Annotated in this window: 22 protein-coding genes; 10 read left to right on the forward strand and 12 right to left on the reverse strand. The window is 69.8% G+C overall.

What is annotated here, in order from left to right; all coding sequences use genetic code 11:
* Nucleotides 1–4: 4 nt before the first annotated feature.
* A complete protein-coding gene (gene aat / locus J2847_RS17435; RefSeq protein WP_209780176.1) occupies nt 5–643 on the reverse strand; it encodes a leucyl/phenylalanyl-tRNA--protein transferase in 639 nt (212 codons plus the stop codon).
* Nucleotides 644–781: 138 nt separating this feature from the next.
* On the opposite strand from aat, the gene J2847_RS17440 reads away from it, so the two are divergent.
* Nucleotides 782–1,543, forward strand: a complete 762-nt coding sequence (locus tag J2847_RS17440; protein WP_209780177.1) for a ribonuclease T2 family protein — start codon at nt 782–784, stop codon at nt 1,541–1,543.
* Between the two features lie 4 nt (nt 1,544–1,547).
* Here J2847_RS17440 and J2847_RS17445 read toward each other — a convergent pair whose 3' ends face one another.
* Both J2847_RS17445 and J2847_RS17450 read right to left on the reverse strand, forming a co-directional pair.
* On the reverse strand, nt 1,548–2,447 hold the full coding sequence (locus tag J2847_RS17445; protein ID WP_209780178.1) for an NAD(P)H-hydrate dehydratase: 900 nt from the start codon (nt 2,445–2,447) through the stop codon (nt 1,548–1,550).
* Between the two features lie 11 nt (nt 2,448–2,458).
* A complete protein-coding gene (locus tag J2847_RS17450; protein WP_209780179.1) occupies nt 2,459–3,223 on the reverse strand; it encodes a histidine phosphatase family protein in 765 nt (254 codons plus the stop codon).
* Between the two features lie 200 nt (nt 3,224–3,423).
* On the opposite strand from J2847_RS17450, the gene J2847_RS17455 reads away from it, so the two are divergent.
* The 5 genes from J2847_RS17455 to J2847_RS17475 all read left to right on the forward strand — a co-directional run bounded on the left by J2847_RS17455 (nt 3,424) and on the right by J2847_RS17475 (nt 7,746).
* Nucleotides 3,424–4,521 carry an alkene reductase gene (locus J2847_RS17455; RefSeq protein WP_209780180.1) on the forward strand — a complete coding sequence of 366 codons (1,098 nt, stop codon included), beginning with the start codon at nt 3,424–3,426 and terminating at the stop codon, nt 4,519–4,521.
* A 220-nt stretch (nt 4,522–4,741) separates the two neighbouring features.
* Nucleotides 4,742–5,320, forward strand: coding sequence for a cold-shock protein (locus J2847_RS17460; protein ID WP_209780181.1), 579 nt, complete (start codon nt 4,742–4,744; stop codon nt 5,318–5,320).
* 272 nt (nt 5,321–5,592) lie between these two features.
* Complete coding sequence (locus J2847_RS17465; RefSeq protein ID WP_209780182.1) at nt 5,593–6,156, forward strand: YgjV family protein; 564 nt, start codon at nt 5,593–5,595, stop codon at nt 6,154–6,156.
* Nucleotides 6,153–6,881 (forward strand): Crp/Fnr family transcriptional regulator, encoded by a 729-nt coding sequence (locus tag J2847_RS17470; RefSeq protein ID WP_233474596.1) that lies wholly within the window; start codon nt 6,153–6,155, stop codon nt 6,879–6,881. Before J2847_RS17465 ends, J2847_RS17470 begins: the two co-directional genes overlap by 4 nt.
* A 187-nt stretch (nt 6,882–7,068) precedes the next feature.
* Complete coding sequence (locus J2847_RS17475; protein WP_209780183.1) at nt 7,069–7,746, forward strand: MT-A70 family methyltransferase; 678 nt, start codon at nt 7,069–7,071, stop codon at nt 7,744–7,746.
* A 156-nt stretch (nt 7,747–7,902) separates the two neighbouring features.
* On the opposite strand, the gene sppA is transcribed toward J2847_RS17475, so the two are convergent.
* Together sppA and J2847_RS17485 are read right to left on the reverse strand one after the other, a co-directional pair.
* Entirely contained in the window at nt 7,903–9,639 is a 1,737-nt protein-coding gene (gene sppA / locus J2847_RS17480) for a signal peptide peptidase SppA (RefSeq protein ID WP_209780184.1), read from the reverse strand.
* A gap of 36 nt (nt 9,640–9,675) precedes the next feature.
* Entirely contained in the window at nt 9,676–10,248 is a 573-nt protein-coding gene (locus tag J2847_RS17485) for a peroxidase-related enzyme (RefSeq protein WP_085555017.1), read from the reverse strand.
* A gap of 182 nt (nt 10,249–10,430) precedes the next feature.
* Here J2847_RS17485 and J2847_RS17490 point away from each other — a divergent pair, with 182 nt between their 5' ends.
* Nucleotides 10,431–11,549 (forward strand): response regulator, encoded by a 1,119-nt coding sequence (locus J2847_RS17490; protein WP_233474597.1) that lies wholly within the window; start codon nt 10,431–10,433, stop codon nt 11,547–11,549.
* 15 nt (nt 11,550–11,564) lie between these two features.
* On the opposite strand, the gene J2847_RS17495 is transcribed toward J2847_RS17490, so the two are convergent.
* The gene (locus J2847_RS17495) at nt 11,565–11,939 is read right to left on the reverse strand and encodes a hypothetical protein (RefSeq protein ID WP_209780185.1); all 375 of its coding nucleotides are present in this window, start codon (nt 11,937–11,939) and stop codon (nt 11,565–11,567) included.
* A 34-nt stretch (nt 11,940–11,973) separates the two neighbouring features.
* Nucleotides 11,974–12,777, reverse strand: a complete 804-nt coding sequence (locus J2847_RS17500) for a PAS domain-containing protein (protein ID WP_209780186.1) — start codon at nt 12,775–12,777, stop codon at nt 11,974–11,976.
* 244 nt (nt 12,778–13,021) lie between these two features.
* On the opposite strand from J2847_RS17500, the gene carB reads away from it, so the two are divergent.
* Together carB and greA are read left to right on the forward strand one after the other, a co-directional pair.
* Nucleotides 13,022–16,267: a carbamoyl-phosphate synthase large subunit gene (gene carB, locus J2847_RS17505; protein ID WP_209780187.1), complete on the forward strand. Its 3,246-nt coding sequence runs from the start codon at nt 13,022–13,024 to the stop codon at nt 16,265–16,267.
* A gap of 98 nt (nt 16,268–16,365) precedes the next feature.
* Nucleotides 16,366–16,839 carry a transcription elongation factor GreA gene (greA, locus tag J2847_RS17510; protein ID WP_085555012.1) on the forward strand — a complete coding sequence of 158 codons (474 nt, stop codon included), beginning with the start codon at nt 16,366–16,368 and terminating at the stop codon, nt 16,837–16,839.
* A gap of 158 nt (nt 16,840–16,997) precedes the next feature.
* On the opposite strand, the gene J2847_RS17515 is transcribed toward greA, so the two are convergent.
* The 5 genes from J2847_RS17515 to J2847_RS17535 all read right to left on the reverse strand — a co-directional run bounded on the left by J2847_RS17515 (nt 16,998) and on the right by J2847_RS17535 (nt 21,192).
* Nucleotides 16,998–17,615, reverse strand: coding sequence for a cytochrome c3 family protein (locus tag J2847_RS17515; RefSeq protein WP_085555011.1), 618 nt, complete (start codon nt 17,613–17,615; stop codon nt 16,998–17,000).
* Nucleotides 17,616–18,101, reverse strand: coding sequence for a nitrate reductase cytochrome c-type subunit (locus J2847_RS17520; protein WP_085555010.1), 486 nt, complete (start codon nt 18,099–18,101; stop codon nt 17,616–17,618). It lies immediately after the preceding gene.
* Between the two features lie 14 nt (nt 18,102–18,115).
* The gene (gene napA / locus J2847_RS17525) at nt 18,116–20,617 is read right to left on the reverse strand and encodes a nitrate reductase catalytic subunit NapA (RefSeq protein WP_209780188.1); all 2,502 of its coding nucleotides are present in this window, start codon (nt 20,615–20,617) and stop codon (nt 18,116–18,118) included.
* Between the two features lie 164 nt (nt 20,618–20,781).
* Nucleotides 20,782–21,033, reverse strand: coding sequence for a chaperone NapD (locus tag J2847_RS17530; protein ID WP_209780189.1), 252 nt, complete (start codon nt 21,031–21,033; stop codon nt 20,782–20,784).
* 9 nt (nt 21,034–21,042) lie between these two features.
* On the reverse strand, nt 21,043–21,192 hold the full coding sequence (locus J2847_RS17535; protein ID WP_085555007.1) for a periplasmic nitrate reductase, NapE protein: 150 nt from the start codon (nt 21,190–21,192) through the stop codon (nt 21,043–21,045).
* Between the two features lie 202 nt (nt 21,193–21,394).
* Here J2847_RS17535 and J2847_RS17540 point away from each other — a divergent pair, with 202 nt between their 5' ends.
* Nucleotides 21,395–22,126, forward strand: coding sequence for an MgtC/SapB family protein (locus tag J2847_RS17540; RefSeq protein ID WP_209780190.1), 732 nt, complete (start codon nt 21,395–21,397; stop codon nt 22,124–22,126).

Below are 22,126 nucleotides of genomic sequence, written 5' to 3' on the forward strand. Positions count from 1 at the left end.
GGACTCAAGACCCTTCCAGCAGCGCCGCCACCGCGCGCGCCTGATCGACGGCGGCGAAGTCGGTCTTGATCTCCAGCGCCCGGTTCAGGCGGCGGCGGTATTCGGCGCGCGGAATCTCCTCCGCCCCGAAATGGCCGAGATGCCCGGTGACGAACTGGGTGTCGAGCAGTGTGAAGCCGCCCGCCCGCAGCCGCGCCACCAGATGGACCAGCGCCACCTTGCTGGCGTCGGTCTCGCGGCTGAACATGCTCTCGCCGAAATAGGCGCCGCCGATCGACACGCCGTACAGCCCGCCGACCAGCCGCCCGTCCCGCCAGCACTCGACGCTGTGCGCGAAGCCGGCCTCGAAGAGCTGGGTGTAGAGGGTGACGATGTCGTCGTTGATCCAGGTCTTCGGCCGGTCCTCGGTGGTTTCGGCGCAGGACTCGATCACCCGGCGGAAGGCGCTGTCGCAGCGCACCTCGAACACGCCGCGCCGCACCGTCTTGCGCAGGCTGCGCGCGACGTGGAAGCGGTCCAGCGGCAGGATGCCGCGCCGTTCCGGGTCGAACCAGTGGAGTTCCTTGGACTCGGCGCTTTCGGCCATCGGGAAGATTCCGGCGGCGTAGGCGCGCAGCAGCATCGGGGCGGACAGCGTGAACATCCGTCGAGTATAGCTTGCGCGGAGAGTTCCCGCGACGGGGCGAAGGAGGTTCCTCGCGGTGAACGACACTTCCGCGCGACAGCAACCACCTTCCATGGTATGCAACGCGCGGACGCATCGCCGTTGGGGAATATCGTCATGCGCACTGCTGCCGCCGCCTTCCTGTCCGCTCTGGTTGCGGTTCTGCTTCTGCCGGCCCCGTCCTGGGCGCAGAAGCGGGCCGAGCCCGGATCCTTCGATTACTACGTGCTGTCGCTCTCCTGGTCGCCGACCCACTGCGCGCGGGCCAAGGGCACGCCCGATCCCGACCAGTGCGGGATCGAGCGCAAGTTCGGCTTCGTCGTCCACGGGCTGTGGCCGCAATACACCAACGGCGGCTGGCCGGCGACGTGCAGCCGCGACCGCATGGTGCCCAAGGCGGTGGTCGACGAGACCATGCCGATCATGCCCAGCGTCGGGCTGATGGTTCATCAATGGAGCAAGCACGGCACCTGCTCCGGCCTGAGCGTCACCGACTATTTCGCCAAGCTGCGCGCCGCCTACGCCAAGGTGGCGGTGCCGGAGGGGCTGAAGACCCCCGGCGCCACCGTGCCGGCGATGCAGGTCGAGCGCCTGTTCCTGGAAGCCAACCCCGGCCTGACGCCGGAAGGGGTGGCGGTGATCTGCTCCAAGCGCGACGTGTCGGAGGTGCGGATCTGCCTGGACAAGGATCTCGGCTTCAAGGCCTGCGGCCAGAAGGTGGTCGACCGCTGCCGCGACCACAGCGCCGTGCTGTCGGCGTCGGTGGCCCCGCTGTCCAAGCCGGCGATGTCCGTTCCGGCCCCGGCGGCGCCCAACGTTCCGGCGCCCAACGTTCCGGCGCCCGCCATCCCGGCGGCACCGGCCGTCGGCAAGCCGTAAGGCGTCAGCCCGACAGCTCGGCCATGGCGGCGGGGATCTCGGCCAGCAGCTCGCGTGCCAGGAAGCCCAGCGGGCCGTGGCGCCGGGTCAGCCGGTTGCCGGCCTCGCCGTGCAGCCAGACGCTCCAGACCGCCGCCTGGAGCGGGGTGGCGCCGCGCGCCAGCAGCCCGGCCAGGATGCCGGCCAGCGTGTCGCCCGATCCGGAGGTGGCCAGCCCGACCGCGCCGTCCCGGTAGGTCCAGGCCTCCCCCTGCGGGGTGACGATGCGGGTGAGCCCGCCCTTCAGCACCACCACCGCCCGCAGCCGCGCCGCCGCCCGGCGCGCGGCGTCGAGCGGATCGGCCAGCACCTGGTCGCGGCCGCAGCCGAGCAGCGCCGCCATCTCGCCGGCGTGCGGGGTCAGCACGATCCGGCCGCCATGGCGGTGCAGCGGCGACGGCGCCCCGTCCGCCCCCCGGCCCAGACCGGCCAGCGCCGCGGCGTCCAGCACGAAGCTCGGTCCGTCCAGCCCGGTCAGCAGGGCGGCGGTCAGGGCGGCGACCGCCGGCTCGTCCATCATGCCGGGGCCGATCAGCACGGCGTCGCAGCGCGTGGCGCGCGCCGTCAGCCGCTTGGCCGAATCGGGAGCGATGCCGCCGTCCGGCGTCTCCGGCAGCCCGGCGACCAGCGCCTCGGGCAGGGCCAGGCCCAGATGGGGCGCCACGCTGGCGGCGGTGGCGACCTGGAGCTTGCCGGCCCCGGCGCGGAGCGCGCCGATGCCGGCCAGCAGGGCGCCGCCCGGCACCTCGACGCTGCCGGCGACGACCAGGACGCGGCCGCGCTGCTCCTTGTCGCCGTCGCCGTCCGGCTGGGGAAGCGGCATCGAGCGCAGCAGTTCGCGGGTGATCGGGGTGTCGGTTCCCATCCCGCCGGCCCTCACCGCGCCGCGACGTTGGCGTCCGGCTCGGCGGTGACCGGGGCGCCGGCCTCCTCCAGCGGGGCGACGAAGTTGTAGCGATGCAGGGCGAGCCCGCCGCGCGGACCGGCGTCCGGATCGAAGCGGTATTCGGTGACGGCGCAGTTCGCCACGTCGCCCGCCGCGTCGATGGCGAGGATCTCCGGTTCCGTCAGGTTCTCCAGCAGGTAGCGCAGGCACAGCACCACCACCTGATGGCCGACGATCAGCACGCGCCGCCCGCCATGGTGCAGGCTGATGGTGTCGAGCGCGCTGCGCAGCCGCAGGATCACGTCGCACCAGCTCTCGCCGCCCGGCGGCCGGTGGTAGAATTTCCCGAGGATGCGGCGGAATTCGGCCTGCTCGGGGAACTCATCGGCGATGCCGTAGCGGGTCAGGCGGTCGAGCACGCCGAACTCCTTCTCCCGCAGCCGTTCGTCGACCACGAAGTCGGCGGGATCGAGCGGCAGCCCGCCCCCGGCGTGGATCCGCTCGGCGGTGCTGCGCGCCCGCAGGTAGGGCGAGGTCAGCACCACCTCGGGGCGGTCCTCCGGCCGCATCGCGGCGAACCAGCGTCCGAGCGCGTCCGACTGGCGCTCGCCGAGCCGGCTGAGTGGCACGTCGACGTCGCGCTCGGCGATGGCGATGCGCGGCAGGCGGGCGGCCTGGGCGGCGTCGCGGGCGACGTTGCCGGCGCTCTCGCCATGGCGGACGATCCAGAGCTGTTCGGGCCAGCGTTGTTGCATCGGCGGTCTCGCATCCTTGAGAACAAAGGCTTACCGCGATAACCGGCGAGCGCGCGGAAAGGTCCCGCGCGGCGCGCGGCGCGCGGCGCCGAATGGCAGCCATGCCCCGGCCGCGCGTGTTGCGGTGCCGCAACCCATTGCCCCGGTCGGAGGGCCGTCACACTCTCTTCAGCCGGTGCAACGTCTTCGATGGATCGGACATGACCGACGCAGCCCCCCTGTTCCAGCCGGTGACGGTCGGCCGGATGAGCCTTCCCAACCGCATCGCCATGGCCCCGCTGACGCGCAGCCGGACCGACGACGCGACCGGCGTCCCCACCGCGATGAACGCCGAGTACTACGCCCAGCGCGCCGCCGCCGGGCTGATCATCAGCGAGGCGACGCAGATCTCGCCGCAGGGCAAGGGCTACGCCTTCACCCCCGGCATCCACAGCGCCGAGCAGGTCGCCGGCTGGCGGCTGGTGACCGACGCGGTGCACGCGCGCGGCGGCCATCTGGCGATGCAGCTCTGGCATGTCGGGCGCATCTCGCACCCCGACCTCCAGCCGGGCGGCGCGCTGCCGGTCGCGCCGTCCGCCGTGGCGCCCAACGTCAAGGCCTTCACCGCCGGCGGTTTCAAGGAGATCCCGGCGCCGCGCGCGCTTGAGATCGGCGAGCTGCCGGGGATCGTCGAGGATTACCGGATCGCCACCCGCAACGCGTTGGCCGCCGGCTTCGACGCGGTGGAGGTCCACGCCGCCAACGGCTACCTGATCGACCAGTTCCTGCGCGACGGCACCAACAAGCGGACCGACGCCTATGGCGGCCCGGTGGAGAACCGCGCCCGTTTCCTGTTCGAGGTGCTCGACGCCGTGGTGGCGGAGGCCGGGGCCGACCGTGTCGGCATCCGCCTGTCGCCGCTCAGCCCGAGCAACGACGCCCACGACAGCGACCCGCGCGCCACCTTCAGCCCGGTGATCGAGCGGCTGAACGGCTACAACCTCGCCTACCTCCACATGATCGAGGGGGTGACGCGCGGCCCGCACCCCGGCTTCGGCGGCCTGCTGGGCGAACTGCGCGGGCTCTACAAGGGCCGCTACGTCGCCAACAACGTCTACACCCGCGCCATGGCGATCGAGGCGCTGTCGAACGGCCATGCCGATCTGGTCGCCTTCGGCCGTCCGTGGATCGCCAACCCCGATCTGGTCGAGCGGCTGCGTCTCGACGCGCCGCTCGCCGAGCCTGACACCGCGACCTTCTACGGCGGCGACCGGCGCGGCTACACCGATTACCCGGCGTTGAGCGCGGCGGCGGAGTAGGACCCGCATCGCGGGAAAATCCCGAGTCGCGGCGCACGCGGCGGGCGCCGCCGCGACCGGAGTGCCGGAACCGGCACTTCGGTGCCGGTCCAGCGGCGAAGCCGGCACGGGGCTGGGCGAAATTTGGGAGAAACAGGCCTCTTTCCTTTGGCAGGCTTGACGGATGGTCGGAACCCTGTGACAAAGGACACTCGGTACACTCCTATGAGCTTGAAGACACATGTTCGACCGCCCGCCCCGCCAGGGCTTCCGCGCTCCCGAGATCACCAAGTCCAACGTCACCGCCACCGTGAAGTGGTTCAACCCCACCAAGGGGTTTGGCTTCGTGTCGCCCGAGGACGGTTCGCCCGACGCCTTCCTGCACGTCTCCGCGGTCCAGGCCGCCGGCTACGACGCGCTCGATGAAGGCACGACCATCACTTGCGATCTGGCCCGTGGTCCGAAGGGGCCGCAGGTTGCTTCCATCCACTCCGTTGACGCCTCCACGGCGCAGAGCTCCCCGCGTCCGTCCCGTTCGGGCGGCGGCGGCTTTGATCGTGGCGGCTACGACCGCGGCGGCTACGACCGTGGCGGCTACGACGCCGGCGGCGGCGAAGAAGTCAGCGGCACCGTGAAGTGGTTCAACGCCGACAAGGGCTTTGGCTTCATCACGCCGAGCACCGGTGGCAAGGACGTGTTCGTTCACGTCAACGTGCTGCGTCGCTCGGGCATGCAGACCCTTCAGGAAGGCGATCAGGTGCGCGTCACCGTTCGCCAGGGCCAGAAGGGTCCCGAGGCGGGCAAGGTCGAGTATCTCTGAGTTTCGACTCCGAGTTGCGGTCGGCGGGATCTTCCTTCCCCTGGGAAGGAAGGTCCCTTCGACGGACCGCCGCTAAACCGGCGTTCTCCGCGCCGGTCTTATCGCACGGTGTCCCGCATGGGTACGCCGTGCGTTTTTGTCTGTGAAGCGACGCTGCTTCCTTCGTCGCTTCCCGTGTCTTCAAGCCCAGTCTCTCCAGCCCTTGTTCGGCACCGTTTCCCGGCGCGGGGCTTTCCGGCGCCGGCATCGCTGGCAGCGCAAGGCCTATTCGCATGCTCGACCTCCCGACCGACGTGTCTCCGGTCCAACTGATCGGCTACTGCGGCACAGTGGGCGGGATGCTCTGGCCCTTCTGCCGGGGGCGGGTCGCCATGCTGCTGGCGCAGTTGGCGACCGTGCTGTGTTTCGCCATCCACATGGCGCTGCTCGGCGCCGCGACGGGGGCGGCGCTGAACCTGCTGACCGCCCTCCAGGTGCTGGTGGCGATTCCGCTCGGCACCCGCCCCGGCTTCCGCGTCGTTTATCTGATGCTCCTGCCGGCCATCGCCGTCCTGATGGCGGCGACCTGGGGCGGCGTGCAATCCCTCTTCGCCGCCGCCGCCATGGCGCTGATGAGCGTCGGCCGCTACCAGACCGACGTCGTCCGCTTCCGGGGTTTCCTGGCGCTGGGGCTGCCCTGCTGGCTGGCGCACAACGCGCTGGCCGGGTCGCTGCCGGCCATGCTGTCGGATATCATCGGCAGCGCCGTCAACCTGTGGCGGCTGGGACAGGCCGGCGCCTTCGAGCGGCTGTGGATCGGCCGGTTCTGGAAATCACCGAGGAGTTGCCGGTCATGACCACGGGTTCACCCGTTCCGTCCCATCCCATGACCCCGCACCTGTCGCCGCAGGACGTGGCGGCGATCCGCGCCATTCCGCTGTTCGGCAAGCTGACCGACCGTGCGCTGGCCCTGCTCGGTGGCGTGGCGCTGGTGCGGACGGTTCCGCGCGGGACCACGCTGTTTCTTCAGGACGAGGTCGCCGACCGCTTCTTCGTGCTGCTCGACGGCTGGGTGAAGCTGTTCCGCCTGACCCGCGACGGGGCGGAGGCGGTGGTCCACGTCATCGGCCCGGCCGAGAGCTTCGCCGAGGCCGCCATGTTCGCCGACGGCAAGTTCCCGGTCTGCGCCGAGGCGGTGACCGACACCCGCGTCATGACCCTGACGGCGGAGGGCTTCGCCCGCTGCCTGCGCGAGGACGACCGCATCGCCTTCGGCATGCTGGGCTCGCTGTCGATGCGGCTGCGCCACCTCGTCACCCAGATCGAGCAGCTCCAGGTCCAACCGGCGCCCCAGCGCGTCGCCGCCTTCCTGCTGCGCTTCTGCCCGGCGGGGGACGGTCCGGCCAGCTTCGCGCTGCCCTTCGACAAGGCGCTGGCGGCGCGGCGCCTCGGCATGCAGCCGGAAACCTTCTCGCGCGCGCTGGCCAAGCTGCGGCCGGTGGGGGTCGACACCCAGGGGCTGGTGGTGACGGTCGCCGACCGCGCCGCCCTGCGGGGCTTCGTGGACACGGCGTCGGACTGAGCCGGGGCGGCCCGGAGCGGGGCGGCCTGAAACATCGGCGGCCGGGCGTTGCGGTTTCGTACCCGACGGTTGACGCGGACGGCGCCCGCGTGCGAGCTTGCACCCCTTCGGGGGAGGCGCCGACGGGAAGGTTTCGACCCCCGCGCCCGTCCCGGTCCAAGGGGTTCCAGGGGAGTTCGAGGAAGCGATGGGCGACACCACGACGGTGGAACCTGCGATGGATCCGGTGCGGGATCTCGCGGCGTTCGCCGGGGACCGGCGCTTCGCCACCGTGATGGCGGATCCTCCCTGGCGGTTCGTGAACCGGACCGGCAAGATGGCCCCGGAGCACCGCCGGCTGTCCCGCTACGGGACGATGACGATCGAGGACATCTGCGCGCTGCCGGTGGCCGACATCGCCGCGCCGACCGCGCATCTCTATCTCTGGGTGCCGAACGCCCTGCTGCCGGAAGGGTTGCAGGTGCTGAACGCCTGGGGGTTCGAGTACAAGACCAACCTCGTCTGGCACAAGGTGCGCAAGGACGGCGGGTCGGACGGGCGCGGGGTGGGCTTCTACTTCCGCAACGTCACCGAGCTGATCCTGTTCGGCGTGCGCGGCAAGAACGCGCGGACGCTGCCGCCGGGCCGCACCCAGGTCAACTACATCGGCACCCGCAAGCGCGAGCACAGCCGCAAGCCCGACGAGCAGTACGAGCTGATCGAGGCGTGCAGCCCCGGCCCCTATCTGGAAATGTTCGCGCGCGGCGCCCGCCCGAACTGGGCGGTGTGGGGGAACCAGGCGGACGACAGCTACGAGCCGACCTGGAAGACCTACGCCTACAACTCCGCCGTCGATCGCGAGGCCGCCGAAGAGGCCGCCGAGTAGGGGCGGGTTTCCTCCCCGTTCCTTCCCATTCCTTTCAGGTCATGCCCGTGCTTGGCACGGGCATCCCCGAGCGAACCTCAGGCGTCCAGGTGGATGACCGGGCCAAGCCCGGTCATGACGGAAGGCGGTGGGGAAGTGCTTGTTTCCGTGTGATCCTCACCGTCCCAGATCGATCGCCGGCAGCGTGGCCCGCACGCCCTCGGTGGCCAGCAGCGGCCGGAGCCGCGCCAGCAGCGGCTTCAGTTCCGCGACCGCCGACAGCGCGCCGACCAGCTCGCCCCTGTTGGACAGCAGGCTCAGCAACTCTTCGGTGACCGATTTCGGAGCGGGGAAGGGGGCCAGCGTCACCGGCGCGTCGGCGGCCAGCCCGGCGGCGGTGCGCGCCAGCGTCAGCGCCTCCTCCTGCCCGCCGAACTCGTCGATCAGCCCGAGCTCGCGCGCCTGCGCGCCGGTCCACACGCGGCCCTTGGCGGCGGCGCGCGCCTGCTCCGGCGTCAGCCGGCGGGCTTGCGCCACCCGCTCCAGGAAGGTGGCGTAGGTGGTGTCGATGATGGCGGTCAGCCGTTCCTCCTCGCTGGGCGAGAAGGGATGCATCGGCGACCACATGCCGGCGTTGCGCGCGGCCGGGACCCGCCCCCACTGCACGCCCAGCTTTTCCGACAGGCCGGCGAAGCTCATCTTGCCGGCGACGACCCCGATCGAGCCGGTGATGGTGGCCGGGGAGGCGACGATGCGGTCGGCTGCCAGCGCGATCCAGTAGCCGCCCGAGGCGGCGGCGTCGCCCATGCTGGCGATCACCGGCTTGCCGCGCTGGCGCGCCTTCTCCAGCGCCCGGCGGATCGCCTCGGAGGCCGAGACCGAGCCGCCGCCGCTGTCGATGCGGAACAGGATGGCCTTCACGTCAGGGTCGTCGACCGCCTCCTCGATGGCCTGGACGATGGTCTCGGACCCGGCGGTGATCTCGCCCAGCGCCGGGCGGTCGCTCTTGCCGCCGGTGATGGTGCCGACCGCGTGGATCAGCGCCACCGTCGGCCCGCTGTCGTGGGCGCCGCCGGCCACCGACCGGTAGTCGGCGGTCTCGACCAGCTCCGCCCCGCCGCCGGCGCGCTGCAACGCCGCGTCGCGCGCCTCGTCGGCGTAGCCGACGCGGTCGATCAGCTTCAGCTCCAGCGCCTCGCGGTCGAGCAGCGGCGCGCGGTCGAGCGCCGCGCGGACCGAAGCCGGCGGCACGCGCCGGCTCTTGGCGATGCCGTCCACCAGCTGGTTGGTCAGGTCGCCGACCAGCCCTTGCAGCATCTCCCGGTTGGCCGGGGTCAGCTCGCTGCGGGTGAAGGTGTCGGCGAAGCTCTTGTACTCCTCCCGCTGCATGAGCTGAGGCTGGACCCCCAGCGTGTCGAGCGCGGCGCGGGCGAAGGGCACCTCGGCCGAGAGTCCGGTCAGCCCGACCATGCCGAGCGGCTGGAGCCACACCTCGTCGAAGGCGCTGGCCAGCAGATAGGCACGGTTGCCGGCCCCGCCCTCGCCGTAGCTTTCCGAGAAGGCGACGGCGAAGCGGCCGGAGGCGCGGAAGCGCTCGACCGCCGCGCGCAGCTCCTGCGCCTGGGCGAAGCCGATGTCGTCGCCGCCCAGCCGGGCCAGCACGCCCTTCACCTTCGGGTCGCTGCGGCCGCGCTCCAGCGCGTCGAGCACCTCGCGCAGGCTGGCGTCATGGCCGAGCAGCCCGCCCAGCCGGTCCGACCCGCCTTCCGCCAGCGTGCGCGTCAGATCGAGGTCGAGCACCACCGCGTCGGGCAGGCTCGGCTGGTAGCGGACCAGCAGCACCACGGCCCCGACCAGGGCGGCCACCACCAGCAGGCCGATGGTGGCGAACAGGCGGACGAAGAACCTCAGCATTCCGGCGGCTCCGGTCGGTTGCGCGGGGGCGGACCGTCAACGGTCCAGCTTGTGGTACTCGCGGTTGGGGATCATGTCCACCGCGGTCGCAACCCGGTTGGACATGTTGTAGAAGCCCGCCGTGTCGGCGATGTCGAAGATGTCCTCGTTGGAGAATCCGACGGCGCGCAGCGCCTCGCGGTCGGGCTCGCCCACCGTCCACGGCTCCTTCGTCATCTTCCACGCGAAGTCGAGCATGGCGCGCTGGCGCGGCTCCAGCGGGGCGACGCGGTAGTTGGCGACCAGCATCTCGCCCAGCTCCGGGTCGCCGGACAGCTTGCGCACCGCTTGGCCGTGGGCGACGAGGCAGTAGTAGCAATGGTTGGCCGAGGAGACGACGACCGCGATCATCTCGCGCTCCAGCTTCGACAGGCCGCTCTCGCCCAGCATCAGCTCGTTGTAGAGCAGGGCGAAGTTGCGCAGCTTCTTCTGGCGCAGGCTGTAGGCTTGCAGGACGTTGGGCACGAAGCCCAGCTTCTCCGTGCATTTGTCGAACAGGGCGGCCATGTCGGCGTCCAGGCCGGACGCGTCGGGAACGGGCAGGGCCATGACGTGATCGGGTTGCGGCATGTCTCGGTTTCCTCCGGTTGATTGACGGCTGATTGTTTGGCGGTGAGCCTAGCCGCGCCGGGCGGCGGCGGAAAGCCCCCTTGCGGCGAAACGTCCGCCCGAAACGCCCCGCGTTGACTCTCGCCAAGCGGCGGCGGACGTGCCAAGACTGCCCTTTGGACTGCGGGGCTGTGGCGTCGGCGATGAACCAGATGGCGGTGACTCCGGTGACGGGCGGGTGGGGCGGGCCGAAGCTCGGCCGGCTGTCCGTGCTGGTGGTGGAGGACAGCGGTTTCATCCGCGCCGTCCTGACCGCCACGCTGCGGGCCATCGGTGTCGGCCGGGTCCAGGCGGTGGCGAGCGGGGCCGACGCCATCCGCTGGCTGGAGGCGCGCCGCCCTGCCCTGCCGGCGGGCGCGGCGCCGGTGGATCTCGTCATCTCCGATCTGGTGATGCCGGAGGTGGACGGGCTGATGCTGTTGCGCTGGCTGCGCTACAGCCCGCGGAGTCCCGACAAGTTCCTGCCCGTCCTGATGCTGTCCGGCGCCGCCGACCGCCAGTATGTCGAGCAGGCCCGCGACCTCGGCGCCACCGACTTCATCGCCAAGCCCTTCTCGGCCCAGACCATCGCCAGCCGCCTGCTGTTCGCCGTCGCCCGGCCGCGCCGCTTCGTGCTGGCCAAGGGCTATTTCGGCCCCGACCGGCGGCGGACCGACAAGCCGGTCGCCCTGGATTGCCGGATGACCGGCGGCTCGGAAATCCTGGTGGTGCACAGCGCCTCGCGGGCGGCGGGCATCGACCGCTTTCCGGTGATCCATTTCGACCTTCCCAACCGGCTGGCCGTGAAGGTCGGCATCGCGCCCAAGGGGCCGGTGCCGACCCTGCCGGCCGAGGTTCTGGCCGCCGCCGAGGAGGAGATCCAGAACCGCGCCGGCGACTACGCCACCTGGATCGCCGGGGAGGTCGAGGAGATGAGTCGCCGCATCGAGCGGCTGGACCGCGAACCCGACGCCGTGCCGGGGCTGATCGCCCAGGTCAACCGCGCGGCGCACGAGATGCGCGGGCAGGGCGGGATCTTCGGCTATCCGCTGATCACGCAGATCGCCAAGTCGCTCTACGAGGCGACGCGCGGCGGGGCCGGGGGAGGGACGGTGACGGAAAACGAGCGCCTGCTGTTCAAGGCGCACGCCGACGCCATCCGCGCGGTGATGAACGCCCGCGTCAGCGGCGACGGCGGCGCGACGGGCCAGCAGCTCCTGGCGTCGCTCGACGTGGCGAAGCGGAAATACGCCAAGACGGCGGAGGGTGGCGCCGGGGCGTAGCGGCCCGGCGCCGGCTCACCACAGCACGTCCACCGCCGACAGGGACAGCAGCGTCACGGCGACCGCCTCGGCCAGCATCACCATCAGCCGCACGCCGACCGACACCGCCCAGGTCGCCATGTCCCGGCGGTGGCGGACCTCCTTGAGCAGGCGCTCCTGGATGCCGCCGACCGCCAGCCGGGCGGAGCGGCCGATCAGCCCGCCGACCAGCGCCACGATCCCCGTGCCCAGCACGTAATAGACACCGCCCTTCCAGCCGGCGAAATGGTCGGGGTCGCCGAGCCACACCAGCGTGCCGACGAAAATCCACACCGCCGCCGGCCAGACGCCGACGATCTCCGGGCCGATCTCCGGCTTGGGAAGAAGGCGCCGCGCTCCGTTCTCCGCCATCGCCCGTCTCTCCGCTCTCGGTGTTTCCTGGCCTTCAGCCGCCGGGAACATGGCGGTAGGCCAGCACGCGGGTGGCCCGGCCGCCCTCGACGTCGGCCAGGGGCAGCAGCAGCTCCACGAACTTCAGCCCCGGCAGCATCGGGTCGTCGCGCACCATCAGGCAGCGCGGCTCCCCGCTGTCCAGGCAGGCCCGCAGATCGGCCAGCCAGCGCTGCGCCGCCTGTTCCGGGTGGCATTCCGTCACCCGGAGCGTCGTCGGCCGCATGGCGAGCCGGCGCTGCAACGCCCGCCCGCAGGATTTATACACGAAATCGCGGCCGTCCGCCGTCGGCTCCATAAGGCAGGTGCGCGGCACCGTCTCGCGCACCTGCGCGGTGTCGATCTCGGCCGCCAGCGGGATGGCGCGCCGGCGCTTCAGCCGCAGCCAATGGGTGTAGAGGACGCGGACCTGCGGCGTCTGCTCGACGTCGAGCGGGTCGGCCCGGCAGGGCGGCGGCGGCTCGGCCTCCACCGGGATGGCGCTCGCCGTCGGCGTGGGCGCGGCGGCCGGAACGGCGGCCGGCAGCGGCGGCTGGGGGCGGGACGCGGCGGCGGTCACCGGCTGGTGGCCGATGCGCCCGCCGTGCTTCTTCAGCATCGGCAGCGGCGCCCAGGTGGCGCAGGTGTGATAGCCCTTGGTGACCTTGCGGTAGTCCTGGCTGCTGGCGGTGCGGCATTCGCCCTCCACCCCGTGGCGGGCGACCAGGACCAGCGTGTTGTCGCCCGACAGCGCCCGCTCGCCCCCCCACGAGACGCAGGCGGCGCAGGCGCGGCTGTCCTTGGCGAAGGCGTGGCTCATGGGGGGCGTAACTCCAAAGAGGGGTGCATGGATTGATGCCCAGCTTTGCGGCGGGGTTCAAGGGCGGCGGCGCGGGGCGCGGGATCCAGTCATGCGAGGGTGGCATCCATGCCACCCCTTCCCCCCCGGACCCGAACCCCCTATAAGGGGGCCTTGCACGACATGCTCACCCCCGGCTCCCCGTCTCCGGTTCCTCCCGGCGCCTGGGGGGCTTTCGGCTGACCAAACTTCGAGAAGCGGACCCATGCCCAAACGCACCGACATCAAATCCATCTGCATCATCGGCGCGGGTCCGATCGTCATCGGACAGGCTTGCGAGTTCGACTATTCCGGCGTCCAGGCGTGCAAGGCGCTGCGCGAGGAAGGCTACCGGGTCATCCTCGTCAACTCCAACCCGGCCACCATCATGACCGACCCCGGTCTGGCCGACGCCACCTACATCGAGCCGATCACCCCGGCCGTCGTCGCCCGGATCCTGGAGAAGGAGCGCCCCGACGCCCTGCTGCCGACGATGGGCGGCCAGACCGCGCTGAACACGGCGATGGCGCTGTCCGACGACGGCACGCTGGAGCGGCTGGGCGTGGAGATGATCGGCGCCAAGCGCGACGTCATCGCCAAGGCCGAGGACCGCATCCTGTTCCGCGACGCCATGGACAAGCTGGGGCTGGAGAGCCCGCGCTCGCGCATGGTCAAGACGCTGACCGAGGCGATGGAGGCCCTGGAGCTGGTCGGGCTGCCGGCCATCATCCGCCCCAGCTTCACGCTGGCCGGCACCGGCGGCGGCATCGCCTACAACCGGGCGGAGTTCGAGGACATCGTGCGCGGCGGCCTGCGCGCCAGCCCGGTCGGCGAGGTGCTGATCGAGGAATCGGTGCTGGGCTGGAAGGAGTATGAGATGGAGGTCGTGCGCGACGGCGCCGACAACTGCATCATCATCTGCGCCATCGAGAACATCGACCCGATGGGCGTCCACACCGGCGATTCGATCACCGTCGCCCCGGCGCTGACGCTGACCGACAAAGAATACCAGATCATGCGCAACGCCTCGATCGCGGTGCTGCGCGAGATCGGCGTCGACACCGGCGGGTCGAACGTGCAGTTCGCCGTCAACCCGGCCAACGGCCGCCTGATCGTCATCGAGATGAACCCGCGCGTCTCGCGCAGCTCGGCGCTGGCCTCCAAGGCCACCGGCTTCCCGATCGCCAAGATCGCGGCGAAGCTGGCGGTCGGCTATCGCCTGGACGAACTGACCAACGACATCACCGGCACCACGCCGGCCAGCTTCGAGCCGACGATCGACTACGTCGTCACCAAGATGCCGCGCTTCACCTTCGAGAAGTTCAAGGGCGCCGAGCCGCTGCTGACCACCTCGATGAAGTCGGTCGGCGAGGCGATGTCGATCGGCCGCACCTTCCAGGAATCGGTGCAGAAGGCGCTGCGCTCGATGGAGACCGGCCTGACCGGCTTCAACGAGGTCCTCATCGGCGACGGCAACCCCGACCGCTCGACCATCCGCGGCGCGCTGGCCAAGCCGACGCCCGACCGCCTGCTGGTGATCGCCCAGGCCTTCCGCCACGGCTTCACGGTGGCCGAGGTGCAGAACGCCTCGAAGTACGACCCGTGGTTCCTGGAGCAGATCAAGGCGATCGTCGACCGCGAGGCGGCGATCCGCAGCGACGGCCTGCCCTCGACCAAGGCCGGCTGGCTGGCGCTGAAGCAGATGGGCTTCTCCGACGCGCGTCTGGCCGAACTGGCCCGGACCACCGAGCTGGCGGTCGCCGCCTCGCGCCGCATGGCCGGGGTCACGCCGGTGTTCAAGCGCATCGACACCTGCGCCGCCGAGTTCGCCTCGGCCACGCCCTACATGTATTCGACCTACGAGACCGACGGGTCGGGCGAGGCGGAGTGCGAGTCGGACCCGACCGACAAGCGCAAGGTCGTCATCCTCGGCGGCGGTCCGAACCGCATCGGCCAGGGCATCGAGTTCGACTATTGCTGCGTCCATGCCGTCTACGCCCTCCAGGAGGCCGGCATCGAGACCATCATGGTCAACTGCAACCCGGAGACGGTCTCGACCGACTACGACACCGCCGACCGCCTCTATTTCGAGCCGCTGACCGCCGAGGACGTGGTCGAGCTGGTGCGCGTCGAGCAGCGCAAGGGCACGGTTCTGGGCTGCATCGTGCAGTTCGGCGGCCAGACCCCGCTGAAGCTCGCCGCCGCGCTGGAGACCGCCGGCATCCCGATCCTCGGCACCTCGCCGGACGCCATCGACCTCGCCGAGGACCGCGAGCGCTTCCAGCGCCTGCTGCACGAGCTGAACCTCAAGCAGCCGGCCAACGGGCTCGCCCGTTCGCTGGAGGAGGCCGAGGCCGTCGCCGCCAAGATCGGCTTCCCGGTCGTCATCCGCCCGTCCTACGTGCTGGGCGGCCGGGCGATGGAGATCGTCCACGACATGGCCGGTCTCCAGCGCTACATGGCCACCGCCGTGCAGGTGTCGGGCAAGAACCCGGTGCTGATCGACAGCTACCTCCAGGACGCCATCGAGGTGGACGTCGACGTGGTGTGCGACGGCACCGACGTCTATGTGGCCGGCGTCATGGAGCACATCGAGGAGGCCGGCATCCATTCCGGCGACAGCGCCTGCGCGCTGCCGCCCTACTCGCTGCCGGCCGAGACCATCGCCGAGATCAACCGCCAGTCCGACCTGCTGGCCCACGCGCTGAAGGTCGTCGGGCTGATGAACGTGCAGTTCGCGGTCAAGGACGGCATGGTCTACATCCTGGAGGTCAACCCGCGCGCCTCGCGCACGGTGCCCTTCGTCGCCAAGGCCACCGGCACCGCGATCGCCAAGATCGCCGCCCGCGTCATGGCCGGTGAGAAGCTGTCGGCCTTCACGCTGACCGGCCCGACCCCGCCGCACACCGCCGTGAAGGAGGCCGTGTTCCCCTTCGCCCGTTTCCCCGGCGTCGACATCGTGCTGGGGCCGGAGATGAAGTCGACCGGCGAGGTGATGGGGCTCGACCACAACTTCGCGCTCGCCTTCGCCAAGGCGCAGCTCGGCGCCGGGGTGAACCTGCCGGTCAAGGGCACGGTCTTCGTCTCGGTCAAGGACCGCGACAAGCCGGCGCTCGCCGTCATCGCCAAGAAGCTGCACGAGATGGGCTTCCGCGTGCTGGCGACGTCGGGCACCGCCAAGGTCTTCGCCGACGCCGGCGTCCCGGCCGAATCGATCAACAAGGTCGCCGAGGGCCAGCCGCACATCGTCGACGCCATGATCAACGGCGACGTCCATCTGGTCATCAACACGACGGAGGGCGCCCAGGCGCTGTCCGACAGCTTCAGCCTGCGGCGAACCGCGCTGACCTACAACGTTCCGTACTACACCACGGTGGCGGGGGCGCGCGCGGCGGTGGAAGCAATTGCCGCACTCCGGAACGGCAGCCTTGAAGTCGCCCCGTTGCAGTCGTACCTTAGCGGATCGTATTAAGGACGGACGACGGCGCGGCGGACCTCCTCCGCGCCGTCTTCGTCCTTGATGTCGCTTTGGACAAGTCGAACGACTGCAAGCGGTGATGGACCGAACAGATGGAAAAAGTTCCGATGACAGCGGCGGGCTTCAACCGCCTCCAGGAGGAATTGAAGCACCTTAAGATCACCGAGCGTCCGGCGGTCATCAAGGCCATTGCCGAAGCGCGCGAACATGGGGACTTGTCGGAAAACGCCGAATACCACGCCGCGCGCGAACGGCAGAGCTTCATCGAAGGCCGTGTGCTGGAGCTTGAGGACAAGATCAGCCGGGCCGAGGTCATCGACCCGGCCAAGCTGTCGGGCGACACCGTGAAGTTCGGCGCCACCGTGACCCTGGCCGACCAGGACACGGACGAGGAGACGACCTACCAGATCGTCGGCCAGGACGAGAGCGACATCAAGCAGCGCCTGCTGTCGATCCAGGCGCCGCTGGCCCGCGCGCTGATCAACAAGTCGGTCGGCGACAGCGTGGAGGTCTCCACCCCCGGTGGTTCCAAGCTGTACGAGATCGTGACGGTCGAGTTCCGCTGAGCCGGGAACGCTTTCCAAGAAAAAGGCCCTTCCTCCACCAGGAGGAAGGGCCTTTTTCTTTGGGCCTTTTCTTTGGGCCGGTTCCGCTCCGCGTCGGGAGCCGCGCCGTCCGCCTTGCCCGGAGGGCAGGCCGGACGGCGGCGGAGAGGGGCGGGCGATTACTTCGCGCTGGTCTTCATGCTCCAGCCGGGATCGATGCCGTGCATGTCGGGCAGACGGTGGGCGATGCCCTTGTGGCAGTCGATGCAGGTGTTCTGGCCGGTGAACAGGTAGGTCTCGTGCATGTTGGCCGCGCGCGGGTTCTGCTTGGTGATGTCCATCGACTCGGCGCTGTGGCAGTTGCGGCATTCCAGCGAGTTGTTCGCCTTCAGCCGGCTCCATTCGTGCTCGGCCAGTTCGCGGCGCTTGTCGAGGAACTTCTCGCGGGTGTCGATGGTGCCGAAGATCTTGCCCCAGACCTCCTTCGAGGCCTGCATCTTGCGGGCGATCTTGTCGGTCCACTCGTGCGGGACGTGGCAGTCGGGGCAGCTCGCCCGCACGCCCGAGCGGTTGGTGAAGTGGATGGTCTGCTTCAGCTCCTCGTAGGGGTTGTCGCGCATCTCGTGGCAGCTGATGCAGAAGGCTTCCTTGTTGGTGGCCTCCAGGGCGGTGTTGAAGCCGCCCCAGAAGACGACGCCGGCGATGAAGCCGCCCAGCGTCAGGAAGCCCAGGCTGAAATGCACGCTGGGGCGCGCGAACACGCGCCAGCATTGCAGCAGGAAGGTCTTGATCGCCATTTACTTCCCGCCTTCCCGGCCCGCCGTTCCCAGCACCGCGTCGAAGTCGCGGAAGCTGTTGCCGACGATGGGCTTGGCGTCGGTCTGCGGCACATGGCACTGGGTGCAGAAGTAGCGGCGCGCCGACACGGTGCCGAGCGTCTGCCCGTCGCGGTCCTGGAAATGGGTGACCGAGACCATCGGCGCCTGCGACCCCTGCGTGTTGCGGCGGTCGTGGCAGGTCATGCACTTATTGATGTTCAGGTCGATCTGGTAGTCGCGGATGGCGTGCGGGATCAGCGGCGGCTGGTCGGCGTAGTTCCGCATGTTCTTCACGTCGTCGACGATCTCGCGGTGGGTGCTCTCCGCCTGGACGTCCAGCGTGATCGGGTGGGGGCCGGAGGGCAGCTTGGGACCGGCCGGGCCGTCCGCCGCGACCACCCCCGTGACGAAGGCGGGGGCGGCGGCGAGGAAGGCCAGGGCGGCGATGAGGATGCGGGTCTTCATGGCAGGGTTCCTCCTCACGCGCTCAGGACGGGCGTGATCTTGACCGCGCACTTCTTGTAGTCGGTCTGCTTGCTGATCGGGTCGGTGGCGTCCATCGTCACCTTGTTGATCAGCACGGTGTGGTCGAAGAAGGGGACGAAGACGAGACCGCGCGGCGGCTTGTTGCGCCCGCGCGTCTCCACCCGCACCCGCACCTCGCCGCGCCGCGAGGTGACGCGCACCTCCTGCCCGCGCCGGACGTTGAGCTGCTTGGCGTCGTCGGGGTGCATGTACACCACGGCGTTGGGAACCGCCTTGCGCAGCTCCGGCACCCGCAGCGTCATCGAGCCGCTGTGCCAGTGCTCCAGAACGCGTCCCGTGCTGAGCCAGAACGGGTAGTCGGCGTCGGGCGCCTCGGCCGGCGGCTCGTAGGGCAGGGCGAAGATGTTGGCCTTGCCGTCCTTGTTGCCGTAGAAGCGCATGCCCTCGCCGGCCTTGACGTACGGGTCGGTGCCCTCGCGGTAGCGCCACTTGGTCTCCTTGCCGTCGACCACCGGCCAGCGCAGGCCGCGCTCCTGGTGGTACTGGTCGAAGGGCGCCAGATCGTGGCCGTGGCCGCGCCCGAAGGCGGCGTATTCCTCGAACAGCCCCTTCTGCACGTAGAAGCCGGCCTGTTTCGCCTCGACATTCTCGTAGTTCGGGTCGAGATCGGCCAGCGGGAAACGGTCGACCTGCCCGTTGCGGAACAGCACGTCATAGAGCGACTTGCCGCGCAGCTCCGGCTTCTTGCTCAGCAGTTCCTCGGGCCAGACGTCCTCGATCTGGAAGCGCTTGGAAAACTCCATGATCTGCCAGAGGTCGGAGCGCGCCCCGCCCGGCGCGGTGACGAGCTGGCGCCAGAGCTGGGTGCGGCGTTCGGCGTTGCCGTAGCCGCCCTCCTTCTCGACCCACATGGCGGTCGGCAGGATCAGGTCGGCGGCCAGCGCCGTCACCGTCGGGTAGGGGTCCGAGACGACGATGAAGTTCTCCGGGTTGCGGTAGCCCGGGAAGGTCTCCTTCGCCGTGTTCGGCGCCGTCTGCATGTTGTTGTTGCACTGGACCCAATAGACGTTGAGCTTGCCGTCCCTCAGCATGCGGTCCTGCTGGACGGCGTGGTAGCCCGGCTTCTCGGGAATGGTTCCCGCCGGCAGCTTCCAGATCTCCTCGGCGATGCGGCGGTGCTCCGGGTTGTTCACCACCATGTCGGCGGGCAGCCGGTGCGAGAAGGTGCCGACCTCGCGCGCCGTGCCGCAGGCGGACGGCTGGCCGGTCAGCGAGAAGGGGCCGCAGCCGGGCTGCGAGATCTTCCCCGTCAGCAGATGGATGTTGTAGACGAGGTTGTTGGCCCAGACGCCGCGCACATGCTGGTTGAAGCCCATGGTCCAGAAGGACATGACCTTCACCTTGGGGTCGGCGTACAGCTCGGCCAGCGCCTCCAGCCGGTTCTTCGGCACGCCCGACAGCTCGTGCGCCTTGTCCAGCGTGTAGGGCTCGACGAACCTGGCGAACTCCTCGAAGCTGATCGGGTCGGAGTCGTTGGCCTTGTCGGCGTTCTTCGCCTTCTTCTCCAGCGCGTGCTCGGGCCGCAGGCCGTAGCCGATGTCGTCGCGGCCCCGCTTGAAGTTGCAGTGCCTGGCGACGAACTCCTGGTTGACCCGGCCGGTCTTGATGATGTGGTTGGCGATGTAGTTCAGGATCGCCAGATCGGAGCCCGGCGTGAACACCATGCCGATGTCGGCGAGGTCGAAGCTGCGGTGCTCGAAGGTGGACAGCACCGCGACCTTGCAGTCGGCGTGGCCGAGCTTGCGGTCGGTGACGCGGGTCCACAGGATGGGGTGCATCTCCGCCATGTTGGAGCCCCACAGCACGAAGGCGTCGGCCTGCTCCATGTCGTCGTAGCAGCCCATCGGCTCGTCCATGCCGAAGGTCCGCATGAAGCCGGCCACCGCCGACGCCATGCAGTGGCGCGCGTTCGGGTCGAGGTTGTTGGAGCGCAGGCCGGCCTTCATGAACTTGGAGGCGGCGTAGCCCTCGTAGATGGTCCATTGGCCGGAGCCGAACATGCCGACGGCGGTCGGGCCCTTCTTCTTCAGGGTCTCCTTCCACTTCTCGGCCATGATGTCGAAGGCGGCGTCCCAGGAGATCGGCGTGAACTCGCCCTCCTTGTCGAACTTGCCGTCCTTCATGCGCAGCAGCGGCTGGGTCAGCCGGTCCTCGCCATACATGATCTTGGAGAGGAAATAGCCCTTCACGCAGTTCAGGCCGCGGTTGACCTCGGCCTTCACGTCGCCGTGGGTGGCGACCACGCGGCCGTCCTTCACCCCGACCATCACGCCGCAGCCGGTGCCGCAGAAGCGGCAGGGGGCCTTGGACCAGTTCAGCTTGGCGCCCTCGCCGGTCAGCAGGGGGGCGGCGGAGGCCGGCAGGCTGATTCCCGCCGCCGCGGCGGCGGCAGCGGCGGCTTGCGCCTTCAGGTAATCGCGGCGTGACAGGTTCATGCGGGTGTCTCCTGGCCCTCGGGCGGGCTCTCATGGCTTGCCCCCACCCCGACCCTCCTCCGTTTCAGAGGGGAGGGGATTCGTGCAGGAGCTTGGCGGAAGTGCGGCGGAGCTCCCTCCTCCGCCGAGGCGGGGGAGGGTTCGGGTGGGGCTCGGGTCGTCCCTCAGTCCGCCGGTTCGTAGTGATGGAAGACCATTGTCGTGGTGTGGACGCCGGGGACGGCGTTCAGCGTGGCGATGTGGTCGATGACCGCGCCGGCGCTGGCGGTGACCAGCGTCACCACGGCCTTGCCGTTCTCCGAGGCGCACCAGTCGAGACCGGCGATGGACGAGGCCGCCTCGCGGACCGCCTCGGTGCGGTCGGGGCTGTGCTGGATGACGAGGCTTGAGATGTGGGTCTCTGGCGTGGCGGTCATGGCGGGCACTCAATGCGTCAGGATTTGGTACATCCAGATGGCGAAGCCGTAGGCCCCGACCGAGCCGACGGCGACCACCGGCCAGACGAGGACCGACAACGCGAGGAACATCAGGGTTTCCGAGCGACGCGAGGAACCGGGGGATGCGGAAGGCGTCATGATCTGTCTCGATCCGTCGAGGAAGGCGGTCCCGAGGGATGAGACCGTTTCATCCCTTAGTATTGGTCCTTTGGCTGGGCTTGGAATTGACTCAGGTCAAATGGGGTCTTTTTCACGGTCCTGGCGCTTGTGAAAATCTTTTGATAATCAGCGGGATGTAAGGTTGGGCGAACTTGTCGCACCCGCTTCCGGACCACTGCCGATGGATGTCCTGCTCGCCTACTGGTCCCGCGCCGAACTGCTGACCAACGGCCTGATCCTGCTCCACCTCGTGGGCGCGCTGGGGGTGGGGATGCTGCTCGGCTACGAGCGCAGCTACCACGGGCGGGCGGCGGGGATGAGGACCTACGGGCTGGTCTGCCTCGCCTCGACCGCGCTGACGGTGGTCAACGCCTATCCGGGCATGTGGTACGGCGGGATGGGGCCGCAGCCCGGGGCCGGGGCGGGCGACGCGACCCGCGTCATCCAGGGCATCGTCACCGGCATCGGCTTTCTCGGCGCCGGGGTGATCATGCGGGAGGGGCTGTCGATTCGCGGCCTGTCCACCGCCGCCTCCATCTGGTGCACGGCGGCGATCGGCGTGACCATCGGCCTCGGCTTCTACCTCGTCGCCATCGGGGCGGCGCTGCTCAGCGCCTTCATCATGAGCGCGTTCCGCCGCCTGGAGACGGCGCTGCCCCACCAGACGGTGATGCACCTGACCCTGGTCTTCACCCGCGACAAGGCGCCGCCGGCCGAGGAACTGCGCGCCCGCGCCAAGGAGCAGGGCTTCGAGGTCATCGACTGGGCCTTCCATCTGAGGAACGGCAGCGGCCAGTTCGAATACCAGCTCGTGCTGCAAGCGATGGGGGCGTGCGATCCGATGAGGCTGGTCAGCGCCTTGAGCACGACCGACGCCGTGATCGAATTCCGCCTGTCCCCGTCGCGGATATGA

Source organism: Azospirillum agricola, assembly GCF_017876095.1.
Classification (GTDB): domain Bacteria; phylum Pseudomonadota; class Alphaproteobacteria; order Azospirillales; family Azospirillaceae; genus Azospirillum; species Azospirillum agricola.